The sequence below is a fragment of the Roseateles asaccharophilus genome (assembly GCF_031458115.1).
GTDB lineage: Bacteria > Pseudomonadota > Gammaproteobacteria > Burkholderiales > Burkholderiaceae_C > Pelomonas > Pelomonas asaccharophilus_A.
Genome location: NZ_JAVDXV010000001.1, coordinates 781,782 through 805,931, shown reverse-complemented (window position 1 = coordinate 805,931; position 24,150 = coordinate 781,782). Strand labels below are relative to the sequence as shown.

General features: G+C 67.9%; 24 protein-coding genes. 15 read left to right on the top strand and 9 right to left on the bottom strand.

The window, feature by feature from the left end; translation table 11 throughout:
* Positions 1 to 9 precede the first annotated feature (9 nt).
* Positions 10 to 219 carry a hypothetical protein gene (locus J2X21_RS03635; protein ID WP_310324974.1) on the top strand — a complete coding sequence of 70 codons (210 nt, stop codon included), beginning with the start codon at positions 10 to 12 and terminating at the stop codon, positions 217 to 219.
* Positions 220 to 413: 194 nt separating this feature from the next.
* A complete protein-coding gene (locus J2X21_RS03630; protein WP_310324972.1) occupies positions 414 to 2,006 on the top strand; it encodes a flavin monoamine oxidase family protein in 1,593 nt (530 codons plus the stop codon).
* Positions 2,007 to 2,009: 3 nt separating this feature from the next.
* Here J2X21_RS03630 and J2X21_RS03625 read toward each other — a convergent pair whose 3' ends face one another.
* The 8 genes from J2X21_RS03625 to J2X21_RS03590 form a co-directional block, all read right to left on the bottom strand.
* Positions 2,010 to 2,465 carry a hypothetical protein gene (locus J2X21_RS03625; protein ID WP_310324970.1) on the bottom strand — a complete coding sequence of 152 codons (456 nt, stop codon included), beginning with the start codon at positions 2,463 to 2,465 and terminating at the stop codon, positions 2,010 to 2,012.
* Positions 2,466 to 2,468: 3 nt separating this feature from the next.
* A complete protein-coding gene (gene speD, locus J2X21_RS03620; RefSeq protein WP_310324966.1) occupies positions 2,469 to 2,837 on the bottom strand; it encodes an adenosylmethionine decarboxylase in 369 nt (122 codons plus the stop codon).
* Between the two features lie 17 nt (positions 2,838 to 2,854).
* Entirely contained in the window at positions 2,855 to 3,253 is a 399-nt protein-coding gene (locus J2X21_RS03615) for a hypothetical protein (RefSeq protein ID WP_310324964.1), read from the bottom strand.
* A complete protein-coding gene (locus J2X21_RS03610; RefSeq protein ID WP_310324962.1) occupies positions 3,250 to 3,507 on the bottom strand; it encodes a MoaD/ThiS family protein in 258 nt (85 codons plus the stop codon). The genes J2X21_RS03615 and J2X21_RS03610 overlap by 4 nt, the downstream gene beginning before the upstream one ends.
* Complete coding sequence (locus J2X21_RS03605; protein WP_310324961.1) at positions 3,504 to 4,715, bottom strand: molybdopterin molybdotransferase MoeA; 1,212 nt, start codon at positions 4,713 to 4,715, stop codon at positions 3,504 to 3,506. The genes J2X21_RS03610 and J2X21_RS03605 overlap by 4 nt, the downstream gene beginning before the upstream one ends.
* Entirely contained in the window at positions 4,708 to 6,099 is a 1,392-nt protein-coding gene (gene thrC, locus J2X21_RS03600; RefSeq protein ID WP_310324958.1) for a threonine synthase, read from the bottom strand. Before thrC ends, J2X21_RS03605 begins: the two co-directional genes overlap by 8 nt.
* A 133-nt stretch (positions 6,100 to 6,232) precedes the next feature.
* Complete coding sequence (locus J2X21_RS03595; RefSeq protein WP_310324956.1) at positions 6,233 to 7,552, bottom strand: homoserine dehydrogenase; 1,320 nt, start codon at positions 7,550 to 7,552, stop codon at positions 6,233 to 6,235.
* A 27-nt stretch (positions 7,553 to 7,579) separates the two neighbouring features.
* Complete coding sequence (locus tag J2X21_RS03590) at positions 7,580 to 8,806, bottom strand: pyridoxal phosphate-dependent aminotransferase (RefSeq protein ID WP_310324954.1); 1,227 nt, start codon at positions 8,804 to 8,806, stop codon at positions 7,580 to 7,582.
* Here J2X21_RS03590 and J2X21_RS03585 point away from each other — a divergent pair.
* The 4 genes from J2X21_RS03585 (at position 8,796) to J2X21_RS03570 (ending at position 12,841) form a co-directional block, all read left to right on the top strand.
* The gene (locus J2X21_RS03585; protein ID WP_310324953.1) at positions 8,796 to 9,302 is read left to right on the top strand and encodes an Mth938-like domain-containing protein; all 507 of its coding nucleotides are present in this window, start codon (positions 8,796 to 8,798) and stop codon (positions 9,300 to 9,302) included. The genes J2X21_RS03590 and J2X21_RS03585 overlap by 11 nt on opposite strands.
* Before the next feature lie 139 nt (positions 9,303 to 9,441).
* Positions 9,442 to 9,921, top strand: a complete 480-nt coding sequence (locus J2X21_RS03580; protein WP_310324952.1) for a peroxiredoxin — start codon at positions 9,442 to 9,444, stop codon at positions 9,919 to 9,921.
* Between the two features lie 176 nt (positions 9,922 to 10,097).
* Positions 10,098 to 11,774, top strand: coding sequence for a PhoH family protein (locus tag J2X21_RS03575; RefSeq protein ID WP_310324950.1), 1,677 nt, complete (start codon positions 10,098 to 10,100; stop codon positions 11,772 to 11,774).
* An 86-nt stretch (positions 11,775 to 11,860) separates the two neighbouring features.
* Positions 11,861 to 12,841, top strand: a complete 981-nt coding sequence (locus J2X21_RS03570) for an aldo/keto reductase (protein ID WP_310324948.1) — start codon at positions 11,861 to 11,863, stop codon at positions 12,839 to 12,841.
* Here the strand turns inward: J2X21_RS03570 and J2X21_RS03565 are convergent, their stop codons facing one another.
* A complete protein-coding gene (locus J2X21_RS03565) occupies positions 12,842 to 14,221 on the bottom strand; it encodes a patatin-like phospholipase family protein (protein WP_310324945.1) in 1,380 nt (459 codons plus the stop codon). It abuts the gene before it with no gap.
* A 165-nt stretch (positions 14,222 to 14,386) separates the two neighbouring features.
* Between J2X21_RS03565 and dinB the strand changes: the two genes are divergently transcribed.
* The 9 genes from dinB to atzF all read left to right on the top strand — a co-directional run bounded on the left by dinB (position 14,387) and on the right by atzF (position 24,127).
* Entirely contained in the window at positions 14,387 to 15,595 is a 1,209-nt protein-coding gene (gene dinB / locus J2X21_RS03560; protein WP_310324943.1) for a DNA polymerase IV, read from the top strand.
* Positions 15,595 to 17,913, top strand: coding sequence for an ATP-dependent DNA helicase (locus J2X21_RS03555; protein ID WP_310324941.1), 2,319 nt, complete (start codon positions 15,595 to 15,597; stop codon positions 17,911 to 17,913). The genes dinB and J2X21_RS03555 overlap by 1 nt, the downstream gene beginning before the upstream one ends.
* Before the next feature lie 126 nt (positions 17,914 to 18,039).
* Entirely contained in the window at positions 18,040 to 18,699 is a 660-nt protein-coding gene (locus tag J2X21_RS03550) for a CAP domain-containing protein (RefSeq protein WP_310324938.1), read from the top strand.
* Between the two features lie 104 nt (positions 18,700 to 18,803).
* A complete protein-coding gene (locus J2X21_RS03545) occupies positions 18,804 to 19,220 on the top strand; it encodes a DUF6249 domain-containing protein (protein WP_310324935.1) in 417 nt (138 codons plus the stop codon).
* Entirely contained in the window at positions 19,217 to 19,789 is a 573-nt protein-coding gene (locus tag J2X21_RS03540; protein ID WP_310324933.1) for an RNA polymerase sigma factor, read from the top strand. Before J2X21_RS03545 ends, J2X21_RS03540 begins: the two co-directional genes overlap by 4 nt.
* Positions 19,786 to 20,115 carry a hypothetical protein gene (locus tag J2X21_RS03535; RefSeq protein ID WP_310324931.1) on the top strand — a complete coding sequence of 110 codons (330 nt, stop codon included), beginning with the start codon at positions 19,786 to 19,788 and terminating at the stop codon, positions 20,113 to 20,115. Before J2X21_RS03540 ends, J2X21_RS03535 begins: the two co-directional genes overlap by 4 nt.
* A 172-nt stretch (positions 20,116 to 20,287) precedes the next feature.
* The gene (locus tag J2X21_RS03530) at positions 20,288 to 21,364 is read left to right on the top strand and encodes a hypothetical protein (RefSeq protein ID WP_310324929.1); all 1,077 of its coding nucleotides are present in this window, start codon (positions 20,288 to 20,290) and stop codon (positions 21,362 to 21,364) included.
* 24 nt (positions 21,365 to 21,388) lie between these two features.
* Positions 21,389 to 21,766: a VOC family protein gene (locus J2X21_RS03525; protein WP_310324927.1), complete on the top strand. Its 378-nt coding sequence runs from the start codon at positions 21,389 to 21,391 to the stop codon at positions 21,764 to 21,766.
* A 504-nt stretch (positions 21,767 to 22,270) separates the two neighbouring features.
* On the top strand, positions 22,271 to 24,127 hold the full coding sequence (gene atzF, locus J2X21_RS03520; RefSeq protein WP_310324924.1) for an allophanate hydrolase: 1,857 nt from the start codon (positions 22,271 to 22,273) through the stop codon (positions 24,125 to 24,127).
* Positions 24,128 to 24,150 lie beyond the last annotated feature (23 nt).

Genomic DNA, 24,150 nt, shown 5'->3' with positions numbered 1-24,150 from the left:
GAGCCTCCGATGCAATCCACCCTCGCCAAGACCGTTCCCACCACGCCGGCCGACACCGACGCGTCCGATCTCGACAGCGTCTACCAGGCCTTGCTGCAAGGCGTGGGCCACGAGCTGGTCACCGAAGCCAATGTCACCGCGCTGATCGAACGCGCCGAGACCGGCAAGCATCCCGTCCTGGCCGCCGAACTGCGCGAGTGGCGCGCGCCCTGCGGCTGAACAGACAAGCCCCTCGCCCAGGCTCGCACCGCTGAACGCGGGCGCGCCTGGTCGGTCCCCCGCGGGGACGGCGATGCATGCGGCGTCGAGCCGCATGCACATCGCCTCATGCGGGCCGGCTTGGGAGCGGCCCGGCGCACGGCCCGCGCATGCACGCACCGGACGCTGCCGATTTCGCTGCTAGGCTCGCGCCCTTGCGTCCGCCCCTCTCCCTTCCCTCGCCCCGCCTGTCGCGCCGCGCCCTGCTGCTGGGTGCGCTGTCCGCCGGCTGCACGCCGGAAAAGCCGCCGCTGCAAGGCGGCTGGGTCGGCACCCATCCCGAGCGCGGCCATCGGTTGCGCGGCGAGCTGCCGAAGGCGGATGGCCCGATCAAGAAGACCGGCGTGCTCATCGTCGGCGCCGGCATCGGGGGCCTGGCCTGCGCACGGGCGCTGAGGCAGCGCGGTGTCGACGACTTCGCGCTGCTGGACCTGGAAGACCAGGCCGGCGGCAACAGCCGAAGTCACACGCTGAACGGCCTGCCCTGCCCTCTGGGCGCCCACTACCTGCCGGTGCCGGGCGAGCACGCGCGCGAAGTGGCCGAGCTGCTGCACGACCTGGGCGTCGCGCGGCAACACCTGGGCCGCACCGTCTGGGACGAGCGCCACCTGTGCCACAGCCCGCAGGAGCGCCTGTTCTTCGACGGCGCCTGGCACGAAGGCCTGCTGCCGCCCGCCGACGACGCGCCGGCCACGCGCGAGCAGTACCGACGCTTCGCGGCGCTGGTGGCGCAGGCCCAGCGCGAGCTGGGCTTTGCGATGCCCACGCGCCGCGCACACTGGACGCCCGGCCACGCCGCGCTGGACGCGCAGACCTTCGCCGCGTGGCTGGACCGCGCAGGCCTGAACGACGAACGGCTGCGCTGGTACCTGGACTACTGCTGCCGCGACGATTTCGGCGCCAATGCCGACGGCGTGTCCGCCTGGGCCGGCCTGCACTACTTCGCCAGCCGCCACGGCTTCCACGCGCCGGGCGACGACACGGCCGAGCGCGAGCCCGTGCTGACATGGCCGCAGGGCAATGGCTGGCTCAGCGAACGCATCGCCCAACCGCTGCGCGACCGCCTCCACGTCGGCCGCAGCGTGCTGCGCGTGACCGAGGGGCGCGAGGGCATCGAGGCGCTCGCGTGGAACGAGGCCGCCAACGCACCCGAGCGCTGGTCGGCCCGCGCGGTGGTCATGGCCACGCCGCTGTTCATCGCCGCACGGTTGCTGGCGACACCACCCGACGCGCTGCGCGCGCTGAGGCTGAGCTACGCCCCGTGGCTGACCGCCAACGTGCTGCTGCGCGAACCGCTGCTGCACCGCGTGGGCGCGCCGGCCGCCTGGGACAGCGTGCGCTATGGCACCACGGCGCTGGGCTATGTGGACGCCCGCCACCAGTCGCTGGACCCGACGCCACAACCGCCGCTGCTGACCGCCTACTTCGCGCTGCCCGCCGCGCAGCGCGCCGCGCTGTTGAGCCAGCCCTGGCAGCACTGGGCCAAGGTCGTCACCGATGAGCTCGCCCAGACGCATCCCGACCTGTCCGCCAAGGTCGAACGCATGGACCTGTGCCGCTTCGGCCATGCAATGAGTATCCCGACACCCGGCCTGCGCAGCTCGGCAGCGCTGGCCGCGCTGAACGAATCAACAGGACGCGTCGTCTTCGTGCACAGCGACCTCGCGGGATATTCGGTGTTCGAGGAGGCTTACACGGCGGGCATAGAAGCCGCGACGAGGCTCAACATCGACCGCAAAGCGCAGTGACTGCTACCGCGTCGCGAGCTGATAGACCCAGCCATCCAAAGCAAACGCGCCGAAGAAGAGAAGCCAGCCCAGCAGTTGCGTGCCGATCGCAACACGCCGGTAGCTAATCTCGTTGGCGCGCGTGTCGTAGTGGTCGACGACCACGGACAACATGCTCGCAACGGCGCTGATCATCGCGCCGCACATCACCCACATCGGCACGCCATGCAGGTGCACACCAGGCGCCCACTTGCCGGGAATGTAGAGGTCATCGTGGATGAGCCCATGCGATGCGTACATCAGCAGCAGCAGCGAAAAGAAGACATGCGCGAAGCGCTCGCTGCTGGGAATGTGGTTCGGCACGTGGAGCTGCCCCTCCACGGCATCGACGCGGCTGCGATGCGCACGCGCCTCGGCCACCGCCTGCTCTAGTTCGTCCGCGGCGGTGTCGCCGGGCTCTACGGGAGGGAGGCGGGTCACGTCTCAGCGTCCGCGAATGACCCTTTGGTGGCTCACCACCTCGGCATTGAAGGCACGCACCATCGCTGCCATCAGCGCCTCCGCCTTGGCACTGTTGTCCGCGCCGTAGTTGCAGACATAGACGTCAAGCGTCACGCCACCCAGTTCGGGCCAGGTGTGGATGGCCAGGTGAGATTCGGCCAGCAACACGACGCCGGTGATGCCGCTCTGCTCGTCGGCAGCGCCGAAGTGGTGGAAGAGTTCGGCGACGCCGCTGAGGCCGGATGCGACGACAGCGTCGCGACACATTGCCGCCAGCGTGCCGGCATCACGCATCAAGGACAGCATCGGATCGACACCGCGGAGATCCGCCGTCAAGTGCAGGCCATCCATCGCGCTACTCCCCTTCCTCAGGCATTCGCATCACAGGTCAACTCAACCCTGACCAGCGTGGTCTCGGCTGTCGACTTCATGCTGCCTACCGCGACGCGCTGGTTCCCACCCTTGATGCGCTCCGCGTCTAGGCCATAGGCCACAAGCAAGGCCTTGACGGTCAACGTTTCCGGGTTCGGCTTCAACGAAAACGGACCTTCTGCTTCGGCGATGACCCAAGCTCTCTTCAAGTCATTGCAGGCACGCCGTGCTCGGTCGACGAGCCCCTCAATGATCCGCTTCTCCGACAAAGCAAGGCCTTGAGACGGGTTCACCTGCACGTAGACCCTTTCGCCATGCTTGACGGAAAGAGCGAGAACCGCAGTTGGCAACACGGCCAACTGCGCCATCGCACCGTGCAGTGGACTCAGCTTCATCCGCCGGTCACCGGCGGAAAGAACGCCAGCTCGTCGCCGTCCGCCAGCGCGGCCGATTCGGCGCACATCTTCTGGTTCAACGCCGAGCGCACCGCGCGGCCCGGCGCCAGTGCTTCGGCATGCACACCGCCCCGCGCGCGCAGCGCCTCACGCGCCGCACCGACGGTAGAGCCGGCGGGCAGAGCCAGCGCCTCGCCCTCGCCCAGCTTCTCGCGCAGCGACGCGAAGAACTTCAGGCGCACCGAGATCGTCATGCGAGCAACTCGCTGAACGGAATGAAGCGCACCGGGTCACCGGCGCTGAAGGCCTGGCCCGGCGGGTTGTCCAGCAGGCCGTCGGCCCAGAAGGCCGAGGTCAGCACGCCGCTGCTCTGGTTGGAGAACAGCGCCAGGCCGCCTTCGTCGTCCAGCCGCACGCGCAGGAACTCGCGGCGCTTGTCGGGCTTGGGCCAGTCGAAGCCGGCGGCAATGCGGTAGCCCCGCGGCGCGACGCGCGTCGCGCCCTGCAGCTTCAGCAGGAAGGGCCGCACCAGCACCAGGAAGGTCACCAGGCTGGACACCGGGTTGCCCGGCAGGCCGATGAAATGCGCCTCGCCCACGCGGCCATACGCGAACGGCTTGCCGGGCTTGATGGCGATGGCCCACAGGTCCAGCTGGCCCTCGGCCTGCACGGCGGGGCGCAGATGGTCTTCCTCGCCGACCGACACGCCGCCGGAGGTCAGGATGACGTCGGCGCGCGAAGCGGCCTCACGCAGCGCGGCGCGCGTCGCATCCAGGTTGTCGGGCACGATGCCCAGGTCCACCACCTCGCAGCCCAGGCCTTGCAGCAGCGCGCGCAGCGTGAAGCGGTTGGAGTTGTAGATGGCGCCGGGTGGCAGCGGCTCGCCAGGCATGACCAGTTCGTCGCCGGTCGAGAACACGGCCACGCGAAGGCGGCGCGTGACGCTCAGCTGCGCCGCGCCGGCGGTGGCCGCCAGGCCCAGCGCGACGGCGTCCAGCCGCGTGCCGGCTGGAAGCACGATAGAACCGGCGCGCACATCCTCGCCACGCAGGCGCACATTGGCGCCGGGGGTGACGGGCTGGGTCACGCGCACCTGGCCGTCCACCAGCTCGGTGAACTCCTGCATGACGACGGTGTCCGCGCCAGGCGGGACCTGGGCGCCGGTGAAGATGCGGGCCGCCTCACCCGCGGGCAGTGGCGTGGGCACCGTGCCAGCGGGAATGCGCTGCGTGACGGGCAGCAGCGCGGCCAGGTCGGCGGCGCGCAGGGCGTAGCCGTCCATCGCCGAGTTGTCGGCCGGCGGCACGTCCACCGGCGACACCAGGTCGACGGCCAGCACGCGGCCGCGCGCCTCGGAGGTGACCAGCGTTTCGGCCCCAGCCAGCGGCGTGACCTGCGCCAGCAGCGACGCCAGCGCGTCGTCCAGCGGGATCAGGCCGGGCTTTTTTCCGCCGTCAGACATGGGCGCGGATGTAGGCCTTCACCTGGTCCACATCCACCGGCATCACCATGACCCGCTTGGGCAGGTCCTCGATGCCTTCCAGGCCCGCGGGCCGCGGCGGCTCCTGGCCCAGCGCTTCCTGGATGGTGGCGGCGAACTTTGCCGGCAGCGCGGTCTCCAGCACCAGCATGGTGGTGCCGGGCTCGTGCTTCTCCAGCGCGACCTTCAGCCCGTCGGCCGTGTGCGGGTCGATGACGATGCCGTGCTCGGCATGGCAGCGGCGGATGGTGGCCACGCGGTCGGCATGCGTGCTGCGGCCGGACGTGAAGCCGAAGCCAGCGATGTCGGCATGCTCACCGGCGGACAGCTCGAAGGTCGGTGCCGTGAAGTGCGCCTTCACGCGCGCGCCATCGCGGCCCAGCAGGTCAAACACGAAGCGCTCGAAGTTGCTGGCCTTGGAGATGTCCATGGACGGGCTCGACGTCTCGTGCGTGTCGGCCGTGCCGCGCGGGCGGTAGTTGCCGGTGCGGAAGAACTCGTCCAGCACGTCGTTCTCGTTCGTCGCGACGACCAGCTTGGCGATGGGCAGGCCCATCTGGCGCGCCACATGGCCCGCGCAGACGTTGCCGAAATTGCCCGACGGCACCGTGAAGCTGACCTTCTCGGCGTTCGTCTTCGTCGCCTGAAAGTAGCCGGCGAAGTAGTAGACGACCTGCGCCAGCAGTCGCGCCCAGTTGATGGAGTTCACCGTGCCGATGCGGTGCTCGCGCTTGAAGGCCAGGTCGTTGGACACGGCCTTGACGATGTCCTGCGCGTCGTCGAACACGCCGTCGATGGCGATGTTGTGGATGTTGGCGTCCTGCAGGCTGAACATCTGCGCCTGCTGGAACGGGCTCATGCGGCCGTTGGGGCTCAGCATGAAGACGTTGACACCCTTCTTGCCGCGCATCGCGTACTCGGCGGCGCTGCCGGTGTCGCCCGACGTGGCGCCCAGGATGTTCAGCGTCTCGCCGCGGCGGCCCAGTTCGTACTCGAACAGCGCGCCCAGCAGCTGCATGGCCATGTCCTTGAAGGCCAGCGTGGGGCCGTTGGACAGACCTTGCAGCGCGATGCCCTCGCCCAGCCAGGTGATGGGCGTGATGGCCTCGGTGCCAAAAACTTCGGCGGTGTAGACGCGGCGCGTGATGGCGCGCAGGTCCTCGGCCGGGATGTCGTCGATGAACAGCGACAGGATCTCGAACGCGAGGTCCGCATAGGTCAGGCCGCGCCAGCGAGCCAGCGTGGCGGCGTCGACCTTGGGGTAGGTCTTGGGCAGGTAGAGGCCGCCGTCCGGCGCCAAGCCTTCCAGCAGGATGTCGGAGAAGCCGCGCTCGGTCTGGTCACCGCGTGTTGAGATGTACTTCATGATGCATTCGCCGCGAGCAAACAGCTCTTGGCACCAAACGAGTTGATCAAGCGGCTGCCGTGGAACCGGCTTTGCCGGGCCACTGGCTGCGCCCCCTTGAGGGGGCCGGCGTCAGCCGGGACGGGGTGGGCCATTACGCCAGTTCTTCCTTGCGGATGCGGACGATGGGCGCGAGGACGGTCGGCAGGCCCTGCATCTTGGCCAGCGCCTCGTTCATGCGGCCTTCGGCGGTGTCGTGCGTCAGGATGATCAGGTCGGTCTGGCGCTCGCCCTCGGCGGACTCACGCTGCAGCACGGCGTCGATGGAGATGTCATGCTCGGCCAGGATGGTCGTGATGCGCGACAGCACGCCGGCCTGGTCTGCCACCACCAGGCGCAGGTAGAAGGCCGTGTGCACGTCGGCCATGGGCAGCACCGGCGTGTCGCTCATCGCGTCGGGCTGGAAGGCCAGGTGGGGCACGCGGTGGTCGGGGTCGGCCGTGGCCAGGCGGGTCACGTCCACCAGGTCGGCGACGACGGCCGAGGCGGTCGGCTCGGCGCCGGCGCCCTTGCCGTAGTACAGCGTCGTGCCGACGGCATCGGCCTGCACGACGACGGCGTTCATCGCGCCTTCGACGTTGGCGATCAGGCGGGTGGACGGGATCAGCGTGGGGTGCACGCGCAGCTCGAAACCATTCTCGCGACGGCGCGTGATGCCCAGCAGCTTGATGCGGTAGCCCAGTTGTTCGGCGTACTTGATGTCGGCCGCCTGCAGCGCGGAGATGCCTTCCACGTGCGCCTTGTCGAACTGCACCGGCACGCCGAACGCGATGGCGCTCATGATGGTCAGCTTGTGGGCGGCGTCCACGCCTTCGATGTCGAAGGTGGGGTCGCTCTCGGCATAGCCCAGGCGCTGGGCCTCCTTCAGCACGGTGGCGAAGTCCAGGCCCTTGCCGCGCATCTCCGACAGGATGAAGTTGGTCGTGCCGTTGATGATGCCGGCGATCCACTCGATGCGATTCGCCGTCAGGCCTTCGCGCAGCGCCTTGATGATGGGGATGCCGCCGGCCACGGCCGCCTCGAAGGCCACGGTGACGCCCTTCTCGCGCGCGGCCGCGAAGATCTCGCTGCCATGCAGCGCCAGCAGCGCCTTGTTGGCCGTGACGACGTGCTTGCCGTTGGCAATCGCCTGCAGCACCAGCGTGCGAGCGGGCTCGATGCCGCCGATCAGTTCCACGACGATGTCGATGGCGGGGTTGTTGACCAGCTGCTGCGCGTCGCCCGTGCAGGGCACGCCGTCGCCGACGATGGCCTGGTAAGCCTTGGCACGCTCGGCGTTGCGGGCGGCCACCATCGCAATCTCGATGCCCCGGCCGGCGCGGCCGCGAATCTCGGCCTGGTTGCGCTGCAAGACGTTGAAGGTGCCGGCACCGACGGTGCCGAGGCCGATCAGGCCAACTTGGATCGCTTTCATTGCAGGGCTCTCAGGACAACAGGGAAATCAGGAGGAGTGGCGGCGACGATAGCCCGCCAAGAAATGTTCGATGCGGCCGATGGCCTCACGCAGGTCGTCCACATTGGGCAGGAAGACAAGGCGGAAATGGTCGTGCTCGGGCCAGTTGAAGCCGGTGCCCTGGACGATGAGCACTTTCTCCTCGGCCAGCAGCTCGTAGGCGAACTGCTGGTCGTCCGCGATGGGGTACATCTTGGGGTCCAGGCGCGGGAACATGTAGAGCGCCGCCTTCGGCTTGACGACGCTGACGCCCGGGATCTGCGTCAACAGCTCATAGGCCAGGTCGCGCTGGCGGCACAGCCGGCCGGTGGGCGCGACCAGGTCGTCGATGCTCTGGTGCCCGCCCAGCGCGGTCTGGATGGCCAACTGACCCGGCGTGTTGGAGCACAGCCGCAGCGAGGCCAGCATGTTCAGGCCCTCGATGTAGTCGCGAGCATGGCGCTTCTCGCCGCTGACGATCATCCAGCCGGCACGGTAGCCGCAGCTGCGGTAGTTCTTGGACAGGCCGTTGAAGGTGATGAACAGCACGTCGTCCGCAAGGGACGCCATGCTGGTGTGCGTGACGCCGTCGTACAGCGTCTTGTCGTAGATCTCGTCCACGAAGATGACCAGCTGGTGCTTGCGGGCCAGCTCGATGATGCCCAGCAGCAGGTCGTTGGGGTACAGCGCGCCGGTCGGGTTGTTCGGGTTGCAGACCATGATGCCGCGCGTGCGCGGCGTGATCTTGGCCTCGATGTCGGCCAGGTCGGGCAGCCAGCCGGCACCTTCGTCGCAGCGGTAGTGCACCGGACGGCCGCCGGACAGGCCCACGACGGCCGTGTACAGCGGAAAGTCGGGCGCGGGGATCAGGATCTCGTCGCCATCGTTGACCAGCGCGTTGATGGACATCTGGATCAGCTCGGACGCACCGTTGCCCAGGTAGACGTCGTCCACCGTGACACCCTTGATGCCCTTCTGCTGCGTGTAGTGCACCACCGCCTTGCGCGGCGCGAACAGGCCCTTGCTGTCGGTGTAGCCACCGGCGTCGCCCAGGTTGCGGATCATGTCCTGCACGATCTCGTCCGGCGGCGTCAGGCCGAACACGGCCGTGTTGCCGATGTTCAGCTTGATGATCTTCTGGCCCTCTTCCTCCATCTGCCGGGCCTTGTCGAGCACGGGGCCGCGGATGTCATAGCTGACGCTGGCGAGCTTGCTGGACTTGGCAATGGGCTTCAAAGGGGCTCCGGCGCAGCGTCTGCTGCAGTGCAAAAGAAGGACCTTGAAGTTTAAGGGGCCAGGCATGCGGCATGCCGTTCTGGGCGACACTCGCGCCCGGCTTTCTGCGCCTCTGTTTCAGATGAAGTTCCAGCTCGACGAGCCGCAAGGCGGCAACAGCATTTCCCGCCATGACACCCAGGGCGTCTGGGTCAATGGCCAGCCGCACACGGCCAGCGTGCTGGTGCCGTGGAAGGGCGAGGTCCATGCGTGGGCGCCTTCGCGCTTCGAGGAACTTCAACCCGCGCATTTCGAAGCAATCAAGGCACTGAAACCGGAGCTGGTGGTCTTCGGCAGCGGCGCCCGGCTGCGCTTTCCGAACCCGGCGTTGTGGCGCGGGCTGGTCGAAGCGCGCATCGGTTTCGAGGTGATGGACATCGCCGCCGCCTGCCGCACTTACAACGTGCTGGCCAGCGAAGGCCGCAACGTGCTCGCGGCGCTGCTGATCGAGGGATGACCTTCGGGCCGAGCCGGCTGGGCGAGGCCTTATAATGACGGGCTATTGCTTGCGGGCGCCCGCGTAGATTGTTTTTGTGAATGGTTTCACAGCAATCACGAACCGGGGACCCCGCGAGCACAACTTGCCGCACCCCCCAATGACGCCTGCGCTCAACAAACCCCTGCCGGAAATTGAGGCTCAAGCCACCGGCGGCGTGAAGTTCACCGGCAACGCCTTCCTGGGCAAGTCGGTCGTGCTGTACTTCTACCCGAAGGACAACACACCGGGTTGTACCACCGAGGCGATGCAATTCCGCGACCGCCACAAGGACTTCGTGAAGGCCGGCGCCGTGGTGTTCGGCGTCTCGCGCGACAACATGGCCTCGCATGACAAGTTCAAGCAGGCGCTGGAACTGCCGTTCGAGCTGATCGCCGACACCGAAGAAAAGCTCTGCCACATGTTCGGCGTGGTCAAGAACAAGATCATGTACGGCAAGAAGGTCAAGGGCATCGAGCGCTCGACCTTCCTGATCAGCCCCACGGGCATCCTGGTGGGCGAATGGCGCGGCATCAAGGTCGCCGGCCATGTGGACGAAGTCCTGAAGGCCGTGAAGGGCCTGAAGAAGGAAGCCGCGTAAGCGACATCACAACGCGTTGTTTGCTGACATCGCGGACACCCGCGGGATGTGCATAATCAGCTCATGCCCCGGGTCGAATCCATGTCTCAGATCAAAAAGCCGCACTCATCCTGTGCGGCTTTTTGCTTTCTGGAGCTTGGTTCGCGTGGGGTTCACTTGTCGTCGACCCGCCGTACATGCCACTGCCTAAGCCTCCTGCACAACGCGCCAGCCGCCTCGATGCCACTGCTTACTCGGCCAATCTGACCCCCAGCAAACCTCGCGCGACACCCCCAAGCGTCGCGCCCGCGCTGACTCCGGCGACGCCGGCCGCGCCGCCCACAGCCGAAGTGCTGCGGCTTCCCACCCCCGCCTCCAGCCCTGCCGGCGCCAAACCGGGCCTGCCCGTCAAGGCCGCCAGCAAGACGCCGGCCAAACCCGCCGCTGCGCCCAAACGCACGCGCAAACCGGCCGGCGATCCCAAGCTGTTCGTGCTCGACACCAATGTGCTGATGCACGACCCGATGTCGCTGTTCCGCTTCGAGGAGCACGACGTCTTCCTGCCCATGATCACGCTCGAGGAACTGGACGGGCACAAGAAGGGCATGACCGAGGTCGCCCGCAATGTGCGTCAGGTCAGCCGCGAGCTGGATCAGTTGGCCGCCAGCTTGCAGAGCAGCAGCATCGCCGAGATGGCCAAGGGCCTGCCGTTGGCGGCCACCGGCCACCGCGAGGCCGAAGGCAAGCTGTTCTTCCAGACCGAACTGATCGACACGCCGCTCCCCCAGGGCCTGCCGCAGGGCAAGGCGGACAACCAGATCCTGGGTGTCGTCCAGGCGCTGAAGGGCCGCCACCCGGGCCGGGAAGTCGTGCTGGTGTCCAAGGACATCAACATGCGCATCAAGGCCCGCGCCCTGGGCCTGCCCGCCGAGGACTACCGCAACGACAAGACGCTGGAAGACTCGGACCTGCTCTACACCGGCGTGCAGGCGCTGCCGGCCGACTTCTGGGAGCGCCATGGCAAGACCATGGAGAGCTGGCAGCAGGGCGGCACCACGTTCTACCGCATCAGCGGTCCGCTGGTGCCCACGCTGCTGATCAACGAGCTGGTCTACCTGGAAGCGCCGGGCGCCACACCGCTGTACGCCAAGGTCACCGAGATCACCGGCAAGACCGCCGTGCTGAAGACGCTGAAGGACTACGGCCACCAGAAGCATTCGGTCTGGGGTGTGGCCGCGCGCAACCGCGAGCAGAACTTCGCGCTGAACCTGCTGATGGACCCGGAGTGCGACTTCATCACGCTGACCGGCACGGCCGGTACCGGCAAGACGCTGATGACGCTGGCCGCCGCGCTGGCGCAGGTGTTCGATGAGCGCCGCTACAGCGAGATCATCGTCACCCGCGTGACCGTGCCGGTGGGCGAGGACATCGGCTTCCTGCCCGGTACCGAGGAAGAAAAGATGGGCCCGTGGATGGGCGCGCTGGACGACAACCTGGAGGTGCTGGCCAAGGGCGGCTCGTCGGCCGGCGAGTGGGGCCGAGCGGCCACCAACGATCTGGTGCGCAGCAAGATCAAGATCAAGAGCCTGAACTTCATGCGCGGGCGCACCTTCCTGAACAAGTTCGTCATCATCGACGAGGCGCAGAACCTGACGCCCAAGCAGATGAAGACCTTGATCACCCGCGCCGGTCCCGGCACCAAGATCGTCTGCCTGGGCAACCTGGCACAGATCGACACGCCCTACCTGACCGAAGGCAGCTCGGGCCTGACCTTCGCGGTGGACCGCTTCAAGGGCTGGGCCCACAGCGGCCACGTGACGCTGGCGCGCGGCGAGCGCTCGCGGCTCGCGGATTTCGCATCCGAGGTGTTGTGACGCACAGCCCGCAAGGGCTTGCTGTTCGCGCTACCATTTGATCACCGCGCGCCCTGCCGGCGCGCGGTTTTGTTTTGGGACCGCACATGATCTACCGCCCCCTCGGCCGCACCGGCTGGAACGTCTCTGCAATCGGTTTCGGCGCCTGGGCCATCGGCGGCACCTGGGGCGACACCGACGACACGGCCGCGATGGCCGCGCTGCACCGCGCGCTGGACCGCGGCGTGAACTTCTTCGACACGGCCGACGTCTATGGCGACGGCCACAGCGAGCGTCTGCTGGCCCGGCTGCGCAGGGAGCGCCCCAGCGACGCCTTCCACGTCGCCACCAAGGCCGGCCGCCGCCTGAACCCGCATGTGGCCGACGGCTACCGTGACCTGCGCCCCTTCATCGAACGCAGTCTGCAGAACCTGGACACCGACGCGATCGAGCTGCTGCAGCTGCACTGCCCGCCCACGGCCGTCTACACGATGCCCGAGGTCTTCGGCGCGCTGGACGACCTGGTGAAGGCCGGCAAGCTGCGTCACTACGGCGTCAGCGTCGAGCGCATCGACGAGGCGATGGCCGCGCTCAAGTTCCCCGGCGTGCAGTCCGTGCAGATCATCTTCAACCTGTTCCGCCAGCGGCCGGCCGAGGCGTTCCTGCCCGCCGCGCAAGCGGCACAGGTCGGCGTGCTGGCGCGGCTGCCGCTGTCCAGCGGCATGTTGAGCGGCAAGTTCACGCGCGACAGCAAGTTCGCCGCCGACGACCACCGCGGTTTCAACCGCCAGGGCGAGGCCTTCGACAAGGGCGAGACCTTCTCGGGCGTGGACTACGAACAGGGGCTGGCCGCCGTCGAGGAGTTGCGCCAGCTGCTGCCCGAAGGCGTGAGCATGGCCAGGCTGGCGCTGCGCTGGATCGTCATGCATGAAGCCGTCACGACCGCCATCCCCGGCGGCCGCACGCCGGCCCAGGTGGACGAGAACGTCAGCGCCGCCGACCTCGCCGCGCTGCCCGCGCCGCTGATGGACGCGCTCGCCGATCTCTACAAGCGGCGCATCGCGCCGCAAGTCCACGGCCTGTGGTGATCACTCCCCTCGCTGCACGGCCGCTGAGAACCGCTTGACCGTCGCATCCGCCGCTGCCGCCTCACGGCCGGCGGCGATCAGCCGGTCGATCTGCTCCGGCGGCAGCTTGAGCCGTGTCGGGATGCCGTTCAGCGCCTGCTCTTCCGCCTCGGACAGGTCGGCGAAGCTGATCTGCGTGACGCTGAACTTGATGTCCTCGCAGCGCCAGTCCGGGATCAGCGCGCGCAGCGCCGCCTTGCGCTCGTCGCTGAGGCTGCAGCGCCACGTCACCAGATCGCGCTCCCAGTTGCGCACCATGGGCAGGAAGCTCGCGTAGCTCATGCGCATCGTGCTCTCGATGGCCGTGTCAACGGCGCCCGATGCGATATCCACGCCCGACGGCCCGGCCACCTCGCGCGCCCAGTCGGCGCTGGGGCCCTGCCCGGCATCCACGACGACGAACAGCATGCGCCGCATCGTCGCCGCGTCGTTCTCGGGCAGCGGCCCGTAGGGCGTGTTCAGCAGCACGCGGCTCTGCAGGATGGCCACCAGGCCCAGGTTGTCGGTCAGCCCGCCGTCCACCAGCTTCAGGAAGCGACCCGCCTTGGGGTCCAGGTTGTCGCGGAACAGCCTTCCCAGCGCCAGCCGCAGCCGGTGCTGGTCGTCGCGGTCATCACGCCGGCCGATCAGCCCCGGCGGCGTCTTCAGCTCGCACTGGCCGGGGAAGCGCTCCAGCACCACCGGCGCGAAGAACAGCGGCACGGCCATGGACGCCGCCACCGCCTCGGACACCGGGTAGCTCGCCAGGTCGCTGCACAGCGCATCGAAGGCGCGCTCGTGGAAGGGGAAGGCCAGCCGGTACTGCACGTTGCTGGCGCTGATCCACACGACGGGCCGCGGGCGCTTGAACATGTCGGCGAAGGTGGCGCCCTTGAAGACGTCGTTCTCCAGCCAGTCGTTGAAATCGCTGCGGTCGTTCAACCCGCCGGCGAACAGCCGGCGCAGGTTGTTGGGGTTCAGCAGGCTGAAGCGCAGCCCGGCCTCGCCGTCGCGCAGCAGCACCTTGTCGCGGAAATCGCGCAGGCCCTCGGCGCCGTGCAGCCCGAAGTAGGCCGCAGTCAACGAACCGCCCGACACGCTGGTGATGAAGCTGACCTCGTCCAGCAGGTTGCGCCCCGGCGCGGACGCCTGCCCGCGCAAGCCCTCCAGCACGCCGTAGGAAAACGCCGCCGCGCGCAGCCCGCCGCCCGAGAAGCTCAGCGCCACATAGGTGTCAGCGTCCAGCGGCTTGGGCTCGCGCTGCAGCGTCTGCGTGGCCGCCGGCTTGTTGCGCGGCGGGTTCATCGGCGCGCTGGCGCAGGCGGTCAGTGCCAGGCAGATGCAGAACAGCAGGACGCGCATCGGTTTCGGTGAAGGAGTGGGCGGCCGGCGCATTCTGACCATGCTGCCAGCTGCTGGCATCCCTCCACTGGACAATCCAGGGCATGAAATGCCCCCACGCTCGCATCCGCTCGCTGCCCCCCGCGGGGGCGCGTCAGCGGCTTCGGGCGGCCGCGCGCCACTGACATGCAGTTGCCCGAGCGCTGGATCGCCCACCTCGACATGGACGCCTTCTACGCGTCCGTCGAGCTGCTGCGCTATCCGCAGCTCAAGGGCCAGGCGGTCGTCATCGGCGGGCGGCGGGCCGATGCGCCGCGCCAGCTGGAGGACGGCAGCTGGGTCTACTCCAAGCTGCGCGACTACACCGGCCGCGGCGTCGTTACCACGTCCACCTACGCCGCGCGCGACCTGGGCGTGTTCTCGGCCATGGGCCTGATGAAGGCCGCACTCCGTGCCCCCGACGCCATCCTGCTGCCGGCCGACTTCGACTCTTACCGCAAGTATTCGCGGCTCTTCAAGGCCGCCGTGGCCGAGGTCGCGCCGGTCATCGAGGATCGCGGCATCGACGAGATCTACATCGACCTGACCGACGTGCCCGGCGTGCGCGACGCCGTGGGCCACGACCCGCTGGGCGGCGTGAAGGCCGTCGCGCGCGAGATCAAGAACTCGGTGGGCCGGGCCACGGGCCTGACCTGCTCCATCGGCGTCACGCCCAACAAGCTGCTCAGCAAGATCGCCAGCGAGCTGGACAAGCCCGACGGCATCAGCGTGCTGACCATGGACGACCTGCCCACGCGCGTGTGGCCGCTGGGCGTGCGCAAGATCAACGGCATCGGCCCCAAGGCCAGCGAGAAGTTGATCAAGCTGGGGCTGGAGACCGTGGGCGACATCGCCGCCGCCTCGCCGGCCTGGCTCGTCGAGCAGTTCGGCGACAGCTACGGCCAGTGGCTGCACAACGCCTCGCATGGCCGCGACAACCGCCCGGTCGTCACGTTCAGCGAACCCGTGTCCATCAGCCGCGAGACCACCTTCGAGCGCGACCTCAGCGCGGTGCACGATCGCGCGCTGCTGGGCAGCATCATGGATGATCTGTGCGAGAGCCTGGCCCGCGACCTGGAACGCAAGCGCTACGCCGGCAAGACCGTAGGCATCAAGCTGCGCTTCGAGGGCTTCATCACCGTCACGCGCGACCAGACCGTCAAGGCCGCGATCAGCAGCGCCGCCGACATCCGCCACGCGGTGGGCCTGTGCCTGAAGCGCGTGAAGTTCGACAAGCGGCTGCGGCTGATGGGCGTGCGCATCGGCAACCTGGTGCATGCCAGCGAGGTGCAGCCGGCTGCGCCCGCCAAAGAACGCGTCACGGAACCGGCAAGAGAAAACCTCTCTCTCTTCTGATGGCCGATTGGACCTACACCGTCTCCGTCCGCAGCCTGTGCGAGTTCACGGCCAAGGAAGGCAGCCTGGACCGGCGCTTCACGCCGTCCGCCACCGCGCTGGAAGGCCAGGCCATGCAGCTGGCCGTGCTGGCGCGGCGCTCACCGGGCTATGAGATCGAGCTGCCGCTGGAAGGCCAGGTGGGCAACCTGCGCGTGCGCGGCCGCGCCGACGGTTACGAGGCCGACGTGAACCGGCTGGAGGAGATCAAGACCATTCGCGGCCCGGTCGACCTCATCCCCGAGAACCGCCGCGCGCTGCACTGGGCGCAGCTGGAGACCTATGGCGCGCTGATCGCCGCCGACCGCGGGCTGGAAGAGCTGGAGCTGGCGCTGGTCTATGTGGACGCCGACACGCAGAACGAAACGGTGCTGCGTGACAAGCTCACCGCAGCCGCGCTGCAGGCCGCGTTCGAGGCGCGCTGCCGCGCCTTCGAGGCCTGGGCCGCGCAGGAGGCCGCACACCGCAGCGCGCGGGACGCGGCGCTGGCCGCGCTGCCCTTCCCCAAGGGTGAGTTGCGGCCGGGCCAGCGCCTGCTGGCCGAGGCCGTCTACCGCGTGGCCGTGAACGGCCGCCACCTGCTGGCGCAGGCGCCCACCGGCATCGGCAAGACGCTGGGCACGCTGTACCCGCTGCTGCGCGCCATGCCGCAGCAACAGTTCGACAAGATCGGCTACATGACCTGCAAGGGCACCGGCCGCTTCATGGCGCAGGAGGCCTTGCAGGCATTGCACGAGGCCATGCCGAGCAAGCACCTGCGCATGCTGACGCTGGTGGCCAAGGAGCAGGCCTGCGAGCACCCCGACAAGGCCTGCCACGGCGACGCCTGCCCGCTGGCCAACGGCTTCTACGACCGGCTGCCCCTCGCCCGCGCCGAGGCCGTGCAGGCGCAATGGCTGGACGCGCCGGCGCAGCGCCGCATCGCGCTGACGCACGGCGTCTGCCCCTACTACCTGGGCCAGGAGCTGCTGCGCTGGGCCGACGTGGTGGTGGGCGACGTGCACCATGCCTTCGACCCCTACGGCCAGCTCTACGGCCTGTCGCAGTCGCAGGGCTGGAAGCTGGCGCTGCTGGTGGACGAGGCGCACAACCTCATCGACCGCGCGCGCGACATGTACAGCGTCAGCCTCAGCCTGGCCCGCGTGCGCGAGGCCGTGGCCGCCGCGCCCAAGGCCTTGCAGCCGGCGCTGCGCCGCCTGGCCGGCGAACTGGCCCGGCTGGGCCGCGACCAGGTGGAGGACTACCAGCCACTGCCGCAAGTGCCCGAGCCGCTGGCCGAGGCGCTGCAGCGCGTCAACGTCGTGCTGGGCGAGCATGTGCAGAACCACCCGCTGGAAGTGGGCGCGATGCTGGACTTCTACTTCGAGGTGCTGGGCTTGCAGCGCTTGCTGGACCGCCTGGACACGCATTCGCTGTGCGACCTGCAGCGCACGGCCGGCCGCGTGGCGGTGCAGGACGCGCCGCTGAACCTGTCGCTGCTGGAAGACGATGAGCCCATAGACACCGGCGAGGTGCGCGACGTGCTGCTGTCCGTGCGCTGCATCGTGCCGGGCCACTTCCTGAAGGAGCGCTTCGAGGGGATCAGCAGCGTCACCTTGTTCTCGGCCACGCTGGGCCCGCCCGACTACCCGCGCGACCTGCTTGGCCTGCCTGACGACACCGCCTGGATCGACGTGCCCGCGCCTTTCCCGCCCGAGCACCTGACGGTGCAGGTGGCCAACCTGTCCACGCGCTACGAGCACCGCGAGCAATCGCTGGATGCGCTGGTGGACGTGCTCGCCACGCAGTACCGGCAGCACCCCGGCAACTACCTCGCGTTCTTCAGCAGCTTCGACTACCTGGACAAGGCCGCCGCGCGGCTGGCGCTGCGCCACCCGGACCTGCCGCAATGGAGCCAGGCCCGCAGCATGGGCGACGCCGCGCGCCGCGCCTTCCTGGACCGCTTCGTGCCGGACGGCCGCGGCATCGGCTTCGCCGTGCTGGGCGGTGCGTTCGCCGAAGGCGTGGACCTGCCCGGCACCCGCCTCATCGGCGCCTTCATCGCCACGCTGGGCCTGCCGCCCGTGTCACCGCTGCAAGACCAGATCCGCGAGCAGCTGGACACGATTTTTGGCGCCGATCACGGCTACGCCGACCTCGTGCCCGGCCTGCAGAAGGTCGTGCAGGCCGCCGGCCGCGTGCTGCGCTCGGTGGACGACAAGGGCTGGGTCTGGCTGCTGGACCAACGCTTTCGCCGGCCCGAGGTGCGCGCGCTGCTGCCGGCGTGGTGGCAGCTCTGAACCGGTTGAAACCCGGCGCGCAACATCGCGCGATCCTGTACCTCAGGTGTGACGGGAGGTTGCTGCGCCTCTCAGCCGGCAGCAACCGGTAACCAGCACCGCGCCGCGGCGTGCCACGCTGTCTTCATGAGTGCCCGCCCTGCCGCCATCCGCCCCCTCGCGCCCTGCCCGGCGCCGCTCACCGCGCCCGCGGCCGTGCTGGCGGGCCTGCTTGTGTTGGCCGGCTGCGGGGGCGGCGGCAGTGACTCACCCGCGCCGCCGCCTGTGGCCGGCCTGCCCACGCCGACACCCAGCCCCGTGCCCAGCCCGACACCCGCACCGCCGCCCCCCACACCGGGCACGCGCCTGACCTGCAGCATTCCCAACTTCCAGGCCGACATGCTGGAGGCCGTCAACGCGCGCCGGGCCGCCGGGGCCAGCTGCGGTGCGCAAGGCCAGTTCCCGCCGGTGGCCGCGCTGACCTGGAATGCCGCGCTGGCGCAGTCCGCCGCCGGCCACAGCGACGACATGGTCGCGCGCAACTTCTTCAGCCACACCGGCAGCAACGGCAGCAACGTGGGCGACCGCGCCACCGCCGCCGGCTACAACTGGCGCACCGTGGGCGAGAACATCGCCGCCGGCCAGAGCAGCATCGCCCAGGTCATGGACGGCTGGATGAAGAGCGACGGCCACTGCGCCAACCTGATGAACGCGCAATACCGCGACATCGGCGTGGCCTGCGTGTCCGGCAACGCCAACACCAGCTACCGTACCTACTGGACCCAGAACTTCGGTGCGGCGCGATAGCGCATCGCCCACGTCGCTGAACTTTTTTAGCGCCGGCTGAATCCAAACCGGCCGCCCGGCCGCTCCAAGGAAGCACCATCCACCTGTTGCTTCCCGGAGCCGCCATGTTCTTCGACAACTTCCACCTCGTCAGCCCGCTGATGATCCCCATCCTGTCGCTGCTGATCCCCATCGTGGCGATCGTGGCGCACTACCTGGGCAAGGCGCACAGCGAGCGCCAGCGGCACGAGACCATCCGCGAACTGGCGCGCGCCGGCCAGCCCATCCCGCCCGAGCTGCTGGGCGAGGTGCAGGACAGCGACTGGCAGCACGCCCGCCGCGCGCAGGCCAACCCCAACCGCATCCTCATCCCCGCCGTCATCAACATCGGCGTGGGCTTCGGCCTGATGGGCATGTTCGCGGTGATGACGCCCGACCTCTGGCTGTGGAGCATCGGCCTGCTGCCGCTGTTCATCGGCATCGGCCTGGCGGTGTACTGGGCCGTAGAGCGCAAGCAGCCTCAGCAACAGCAGCAGCCGTGACCTCCGGCGTTCCGGCCGCGCCCGCAGCGGCGGCCACGGCGGCCGAGCACGAAGCCCGCCTGGTGGCCCGCGCCGTCGCCGGCGACCGCACGGCCTTCGCGGCGCTGGTGCAGGCGCACCAGGGCTATCTGCGCAAGCTGCTGGGCCGCGTCTGCCGCGGCGACCAGGCCCGCGCCGACGACCTCGCGCAGGAAGCCTTCGTGCGCGCCTGGCGCGCGCTGCCGCAGTTCCGCGGCGAGGCGCGCTTTCGCACCTGGCTCACAAGGCTGGCCTACTCCGCACTGTCGGCCGAACGGCCGGCCCTGCCGCGGGTTGACGACGCCCCGCCCGACCTCGGCGCCGACAGCGACTTCGCCCCCGGCGCCGACTGGCGCATCGACCTCGACCGCGCCATGAGCCAGCTCAGCGAGCCCCAGCGCCACGCGCTGCTGCTGTGCTACGGCGCCGACCTCAGCCACGCCGAAGCCGCCCAGGTGCTGGGCTGGCCGCTGGGCACCGTCAAGACACAGCTGCTGCGCGCCAAGACCAAGCTGCGCGCCCAACTGCAGGCCTGGGAGAACACCCCATGAATGAACATCCTCTCGACGACCAAGACACAGGCTTCGACGCCCGGCTGCGTGAGCAACTGCACCGCGGCGACGAACCTGACGACGCCGGCTTCAACCTGCGCGTGATGGCCGCACTGCCGCCGCGCGTCTCGGGGCAGCAGCGCTACTGGGCCCGCTGGGTGCGGCGCTCGCAATGGCTGGCCAGCAGCGTGGCGGCGCTGGCGGCAGCGGGGCTGCTGACTTCCAGCCAGTTGGCGCCGCTGGATGCACCGCATGCGGTGGCGGCGGGCGTGCTGCTGGCGTTGCTGGCGTTTTGGACGATTCCGAGTCGGTGGAGTCGGGGATGAACTCCCGAAACGGATCGGACCACCTGAGCAAACAGCTAGTTTTCCGAATGCTCTGCTGGTTTCGCCGCCACGTCAGGGTTGACTGCGATTACGCCACGTCTCATTGAGCGCGAGACTCCGTGCTTGCGCGCCTCAATTCAGGTGTAAATGGCGACTCGGGGAGTAAATAAATATGGCCACAGCAAGCTATTTCAGCTCTGAAGACAACCATACGACGCTGCGTCGTTTTCACCGCGAAATCGAGAGTATAAAGATTCCAGACAGACCAACTCCTGATGTAACGACTCCACTCGGAGTGATCATCAGGATCATGACTCACAACGGAATTGCTTTCGACCAGCATTGCGCGGTCAACATTGAGTGGATTGGCGACCACTTTTTTGCACAAATTCGAGATTATCTTAACAAGACCGACAAAGAGACATTACTGTCAATTTTTACCGCCGCATATCGCTTCATTTGCGAACTTGAATTCTCCCAAGAAGGAGAACTCAGCATGGAGCTTCGAGGCGCAAAGAGCTTTGTGGACGAAAACATTGAGGAATTTCCACACCAACATCGTCGACAATTGGTGTATGCAAACTACCTCACGCCCATTTCCATCACCAAGAAAATAATAAATAGCCCCGCGCTAGTTGAATTCAAAGCATTTACTCAAACAGCACTGGCCGCCAAGACCCTGAAAGAAAAATGGGACCAGGAGTTGGCTGAGAGGGACGCCCAAATCGAGACATTCCGCTCCGGACTCTCAAAAATTCAAACAGCCTACAATTTTGTCGGTTTAGTCAAAGGCTTCGAAGCGTTAGCCAAAGAGAAACGTAGGGAGAAACTGCGCGCTTTCCTTTCAACAATAGCATTGGGATTTGTCATGATCCTACCCGTAGCAGCCCAGCTTTGGATTTCCAGCAATCTCACCAACACAATTGACCTACACCGAAGCGTTCTACTCTACTCACTACCAACCCTTGCGCTAGAGTTGATTCTTTTGTATTTCTTCAGAATTGTATTGATAAACTACAAAAATTGCACAAATCAATTATTACAAATTGATTTGTGCATTACACTATGTCAATTCATTCAAAGTTATTCCGAATATTCAACAAAGATCAAGAAAGATGACGCCAGCGCATTGGAAAAGTTCGAGAATTTAATCTTCAGCGCGATCACACCTGAAGCCGGCGCAATCCCATCAACTCTTGATGGAGTCGAGCAAATAGCAAAATTGGTCAGCAGCATCAGAAATAAATAACATTATTCAACAGGAGGAGTTACTATGAAACGCGTCACCGGCCTCGGCGGCATCTTCTTCAAGGCCAAGGATCCCAAGGCCTTGGGCGAGTGGTATCGGAAGCACTTGGGGCTGGACGTCAGCGAATGGGGTGGCGTTGCCTTCCAGTGGGCCGACGACAGCCCCACGGGCACGACGATCTGGAGCCCGTTCAAGGACAGCACGGACTACTTCGCGCCCAGCACGGCGCCGTTCATGATCAATTTCCGCGTGGCGGACCTGCATGCGCTGCTGGCGGCGTTGCGGGCCGAGGGCTGCGACGTGCAGGACAAGGTGGACGAGTCCGAGTACGGCAAGTTCGGCTGGGTCATGGACCCCGAGGGCAACAAGCTGGAGTTGTGGGAACCCCCACCCGGCAAGTAAGCCAGCTACCCACAACAAAGGCCGTCGGGACGACGGCCTTTGTGCTTTCTGCATTGGCTGTTCGGCTGCTCGGCTGTTCCTTCACCCCCTTTGGAGGAGCCGAGAAGCGCAGGAGCCCAGGGCGCGTGCGCAGCACGCTTCAAGCACTGACTTCGCGATGACTGTTTGAACGGAGCGTAGCGAAGTGAGTTCAGCGCGGCCCTGGGCTTCGAGCATCGCAGGGGACCCCGCAGCGCAGCGGAGGGGCGACGGAGCGGGGGCGACTCTTTGCCTACTTTCTGGTCGCTCAGAAAGTAGGTCGCCCGCCGGGGCGAACTCCCGGCTGGACCTCGCGCGCTCAGACACAGCGGCCCGAAGCGCGCCTGAACAGTGCACGGTCACACCAAGCTGATGCAAGCCGCAGCGAAGCGGCAAACGTCTCCAACACCGGCCAGCCAAGCTCCCACACCCACGACGCCCGGCAAACCACCCAACCCAACAAAACCGCTCCCGCTGGCACGCTTGATGCTGGATACCAACTTGTATACCAGCGAGTGCACCATGCCCGAGCAAAGCCCTCTTCTGACGATCAGCGACTGGCGCCAGGCCTACCTGTCCGGCGCCTCACCCCGCGAACTGCTGACCCGACAGCTCGCCGCGCTGGGCCAGCAAGACCCCGCCGCCTGGATCCACAAGGCCACTGCCGCTGAGCTAGAGCCCCAGCTCGCCGCCCTCGAAGCCCAACTCGCCGCAGCCAACAACGACCGTGCTGCCCTGCTGTCCCGCCTGCCGCTGTTCGGCATCCCCTTCGCCGCCAAGGACAACATCGACGTGGCCGGCATGCCCACCACGGCCGCCTGCCCCGCCTTCGCCTACACGCCGGCCACCCACGCCCACACGGTCCAGCGCCTCATCGCCGCCGGCGCCGTCTGTCTGGGCAAGACCAACCTGGACCAGTTCGCCACCGGCCTCGTCGGCGCACGCTCGCCCTACGGCCGCCCGCACAGCGCCTTCGACGCGCAGCGCGTCAGCGGCGGCTCCAGCTCGGGCTCGGCGGTGGCGGTGGCGCGCGCCGAAGTGGCGTTCTCGCTGGGCACCGACACGGCCGGCTCGGGCCGCGTGCCGGCGAGCTTCAATAACCTCGTCGGCCTGAAGCCCACGCCGGGCCGCGTGGGCACCAGCGGCGTGGTGCCGGCCTGCCGCACGCTGGACTGCGTGTCGGTGTTCGCGTTGACGGTGGAAGACGCCGCCACGGTGCTGGCCGTCATCGAAGGCGTGGACGCCCGAGACGAGTACAGCCGCTTCGAGCCCGGCCCCGCACAGCTGCCCGCCAAGCTGCGCATCGGCGTGCCCATGGCCCCCGAGGTGGACGACATAGCCCAGACGCCCGCCTGGTCGATGGCGCTGCAACTGGCCGAGGAGCTGGGCCACCGGATCGTGCCGCTGGACTTCCAGCCGCTGCACGCGGTGGCCGACCTGCTCTACAACGGCCCCTGGGTGGCCGAGCGCCATGCCGTCGTGCAGGAGTTGCTGGCGCGCGACCCGCAGGCCATCGACGCCACGGTGCGCCGCGTCATCGAGGGCGCCATCGGCCGCACGGCCACCGACGCCTTCAAGGCGCAGTACGCGCTGCGCGCCGCCCAGCGCGACACGGCCGCGCTGTGGCAAGACGTGGACGTGATGATGGTGCCCACGGCACCCCGCCACCCCAGCTTCGCGGCGCTGGACGCCGACCCCGTCGGCGTGAACACCCGCCTGGGCCGCTACACCAACTTCGTCAACCTGCTGGGCTGGTGCGCACTGGCGTTGCCGGGGGGCTTTGACGAGCGCGGCCTGCCGTTCGGCGTCACCTTCATCGCCCCCAGGCAGGCGGATGCGGCCTTGGCCCGCTTCGGCATGGGCTGGCAGGCCGCCACGGCGCTGCCGCTGGGCGCCACGCAGCAGCGGCGCGAACGGCAACCCGCGCCGGTGTGGCCGGCCAGCGAGCCCACGCTGCCGCTGGCCGTCGTGGGCGCCCACCTGTCGGGCATGCCGCTGAACAGCCAGCTCACCGAGCGCGGTGCCACGCTGCGCGAAGCGACCACCACGGCGCCCTGCTACCGCCTGCACGCGCTGCGCGGCACGGTGCCGCCCAAGCCCGGCCTGCAGCGCGTCGGCGCCGGCGGCGCCTCCATCGCCGTCGAGGTCTGGAACGTGCCGCTGCGGCATGTGGGCTCGCTGCTGGCGCTGATCCCGGCGCCGCTGGGCCTGGGCAGCGTGCAACTGGCCGATGGCAGCAGCGTGCACGGCTTCATCTGCGAAGGCCTGGCGCTGGCCGACGCCACCGACATCACCCCCTACGGCGGCTGGCGGGCCTATATGGCCGACCAGCGCCGCGACTGACTCACCCGATCAACCAAGGAGCC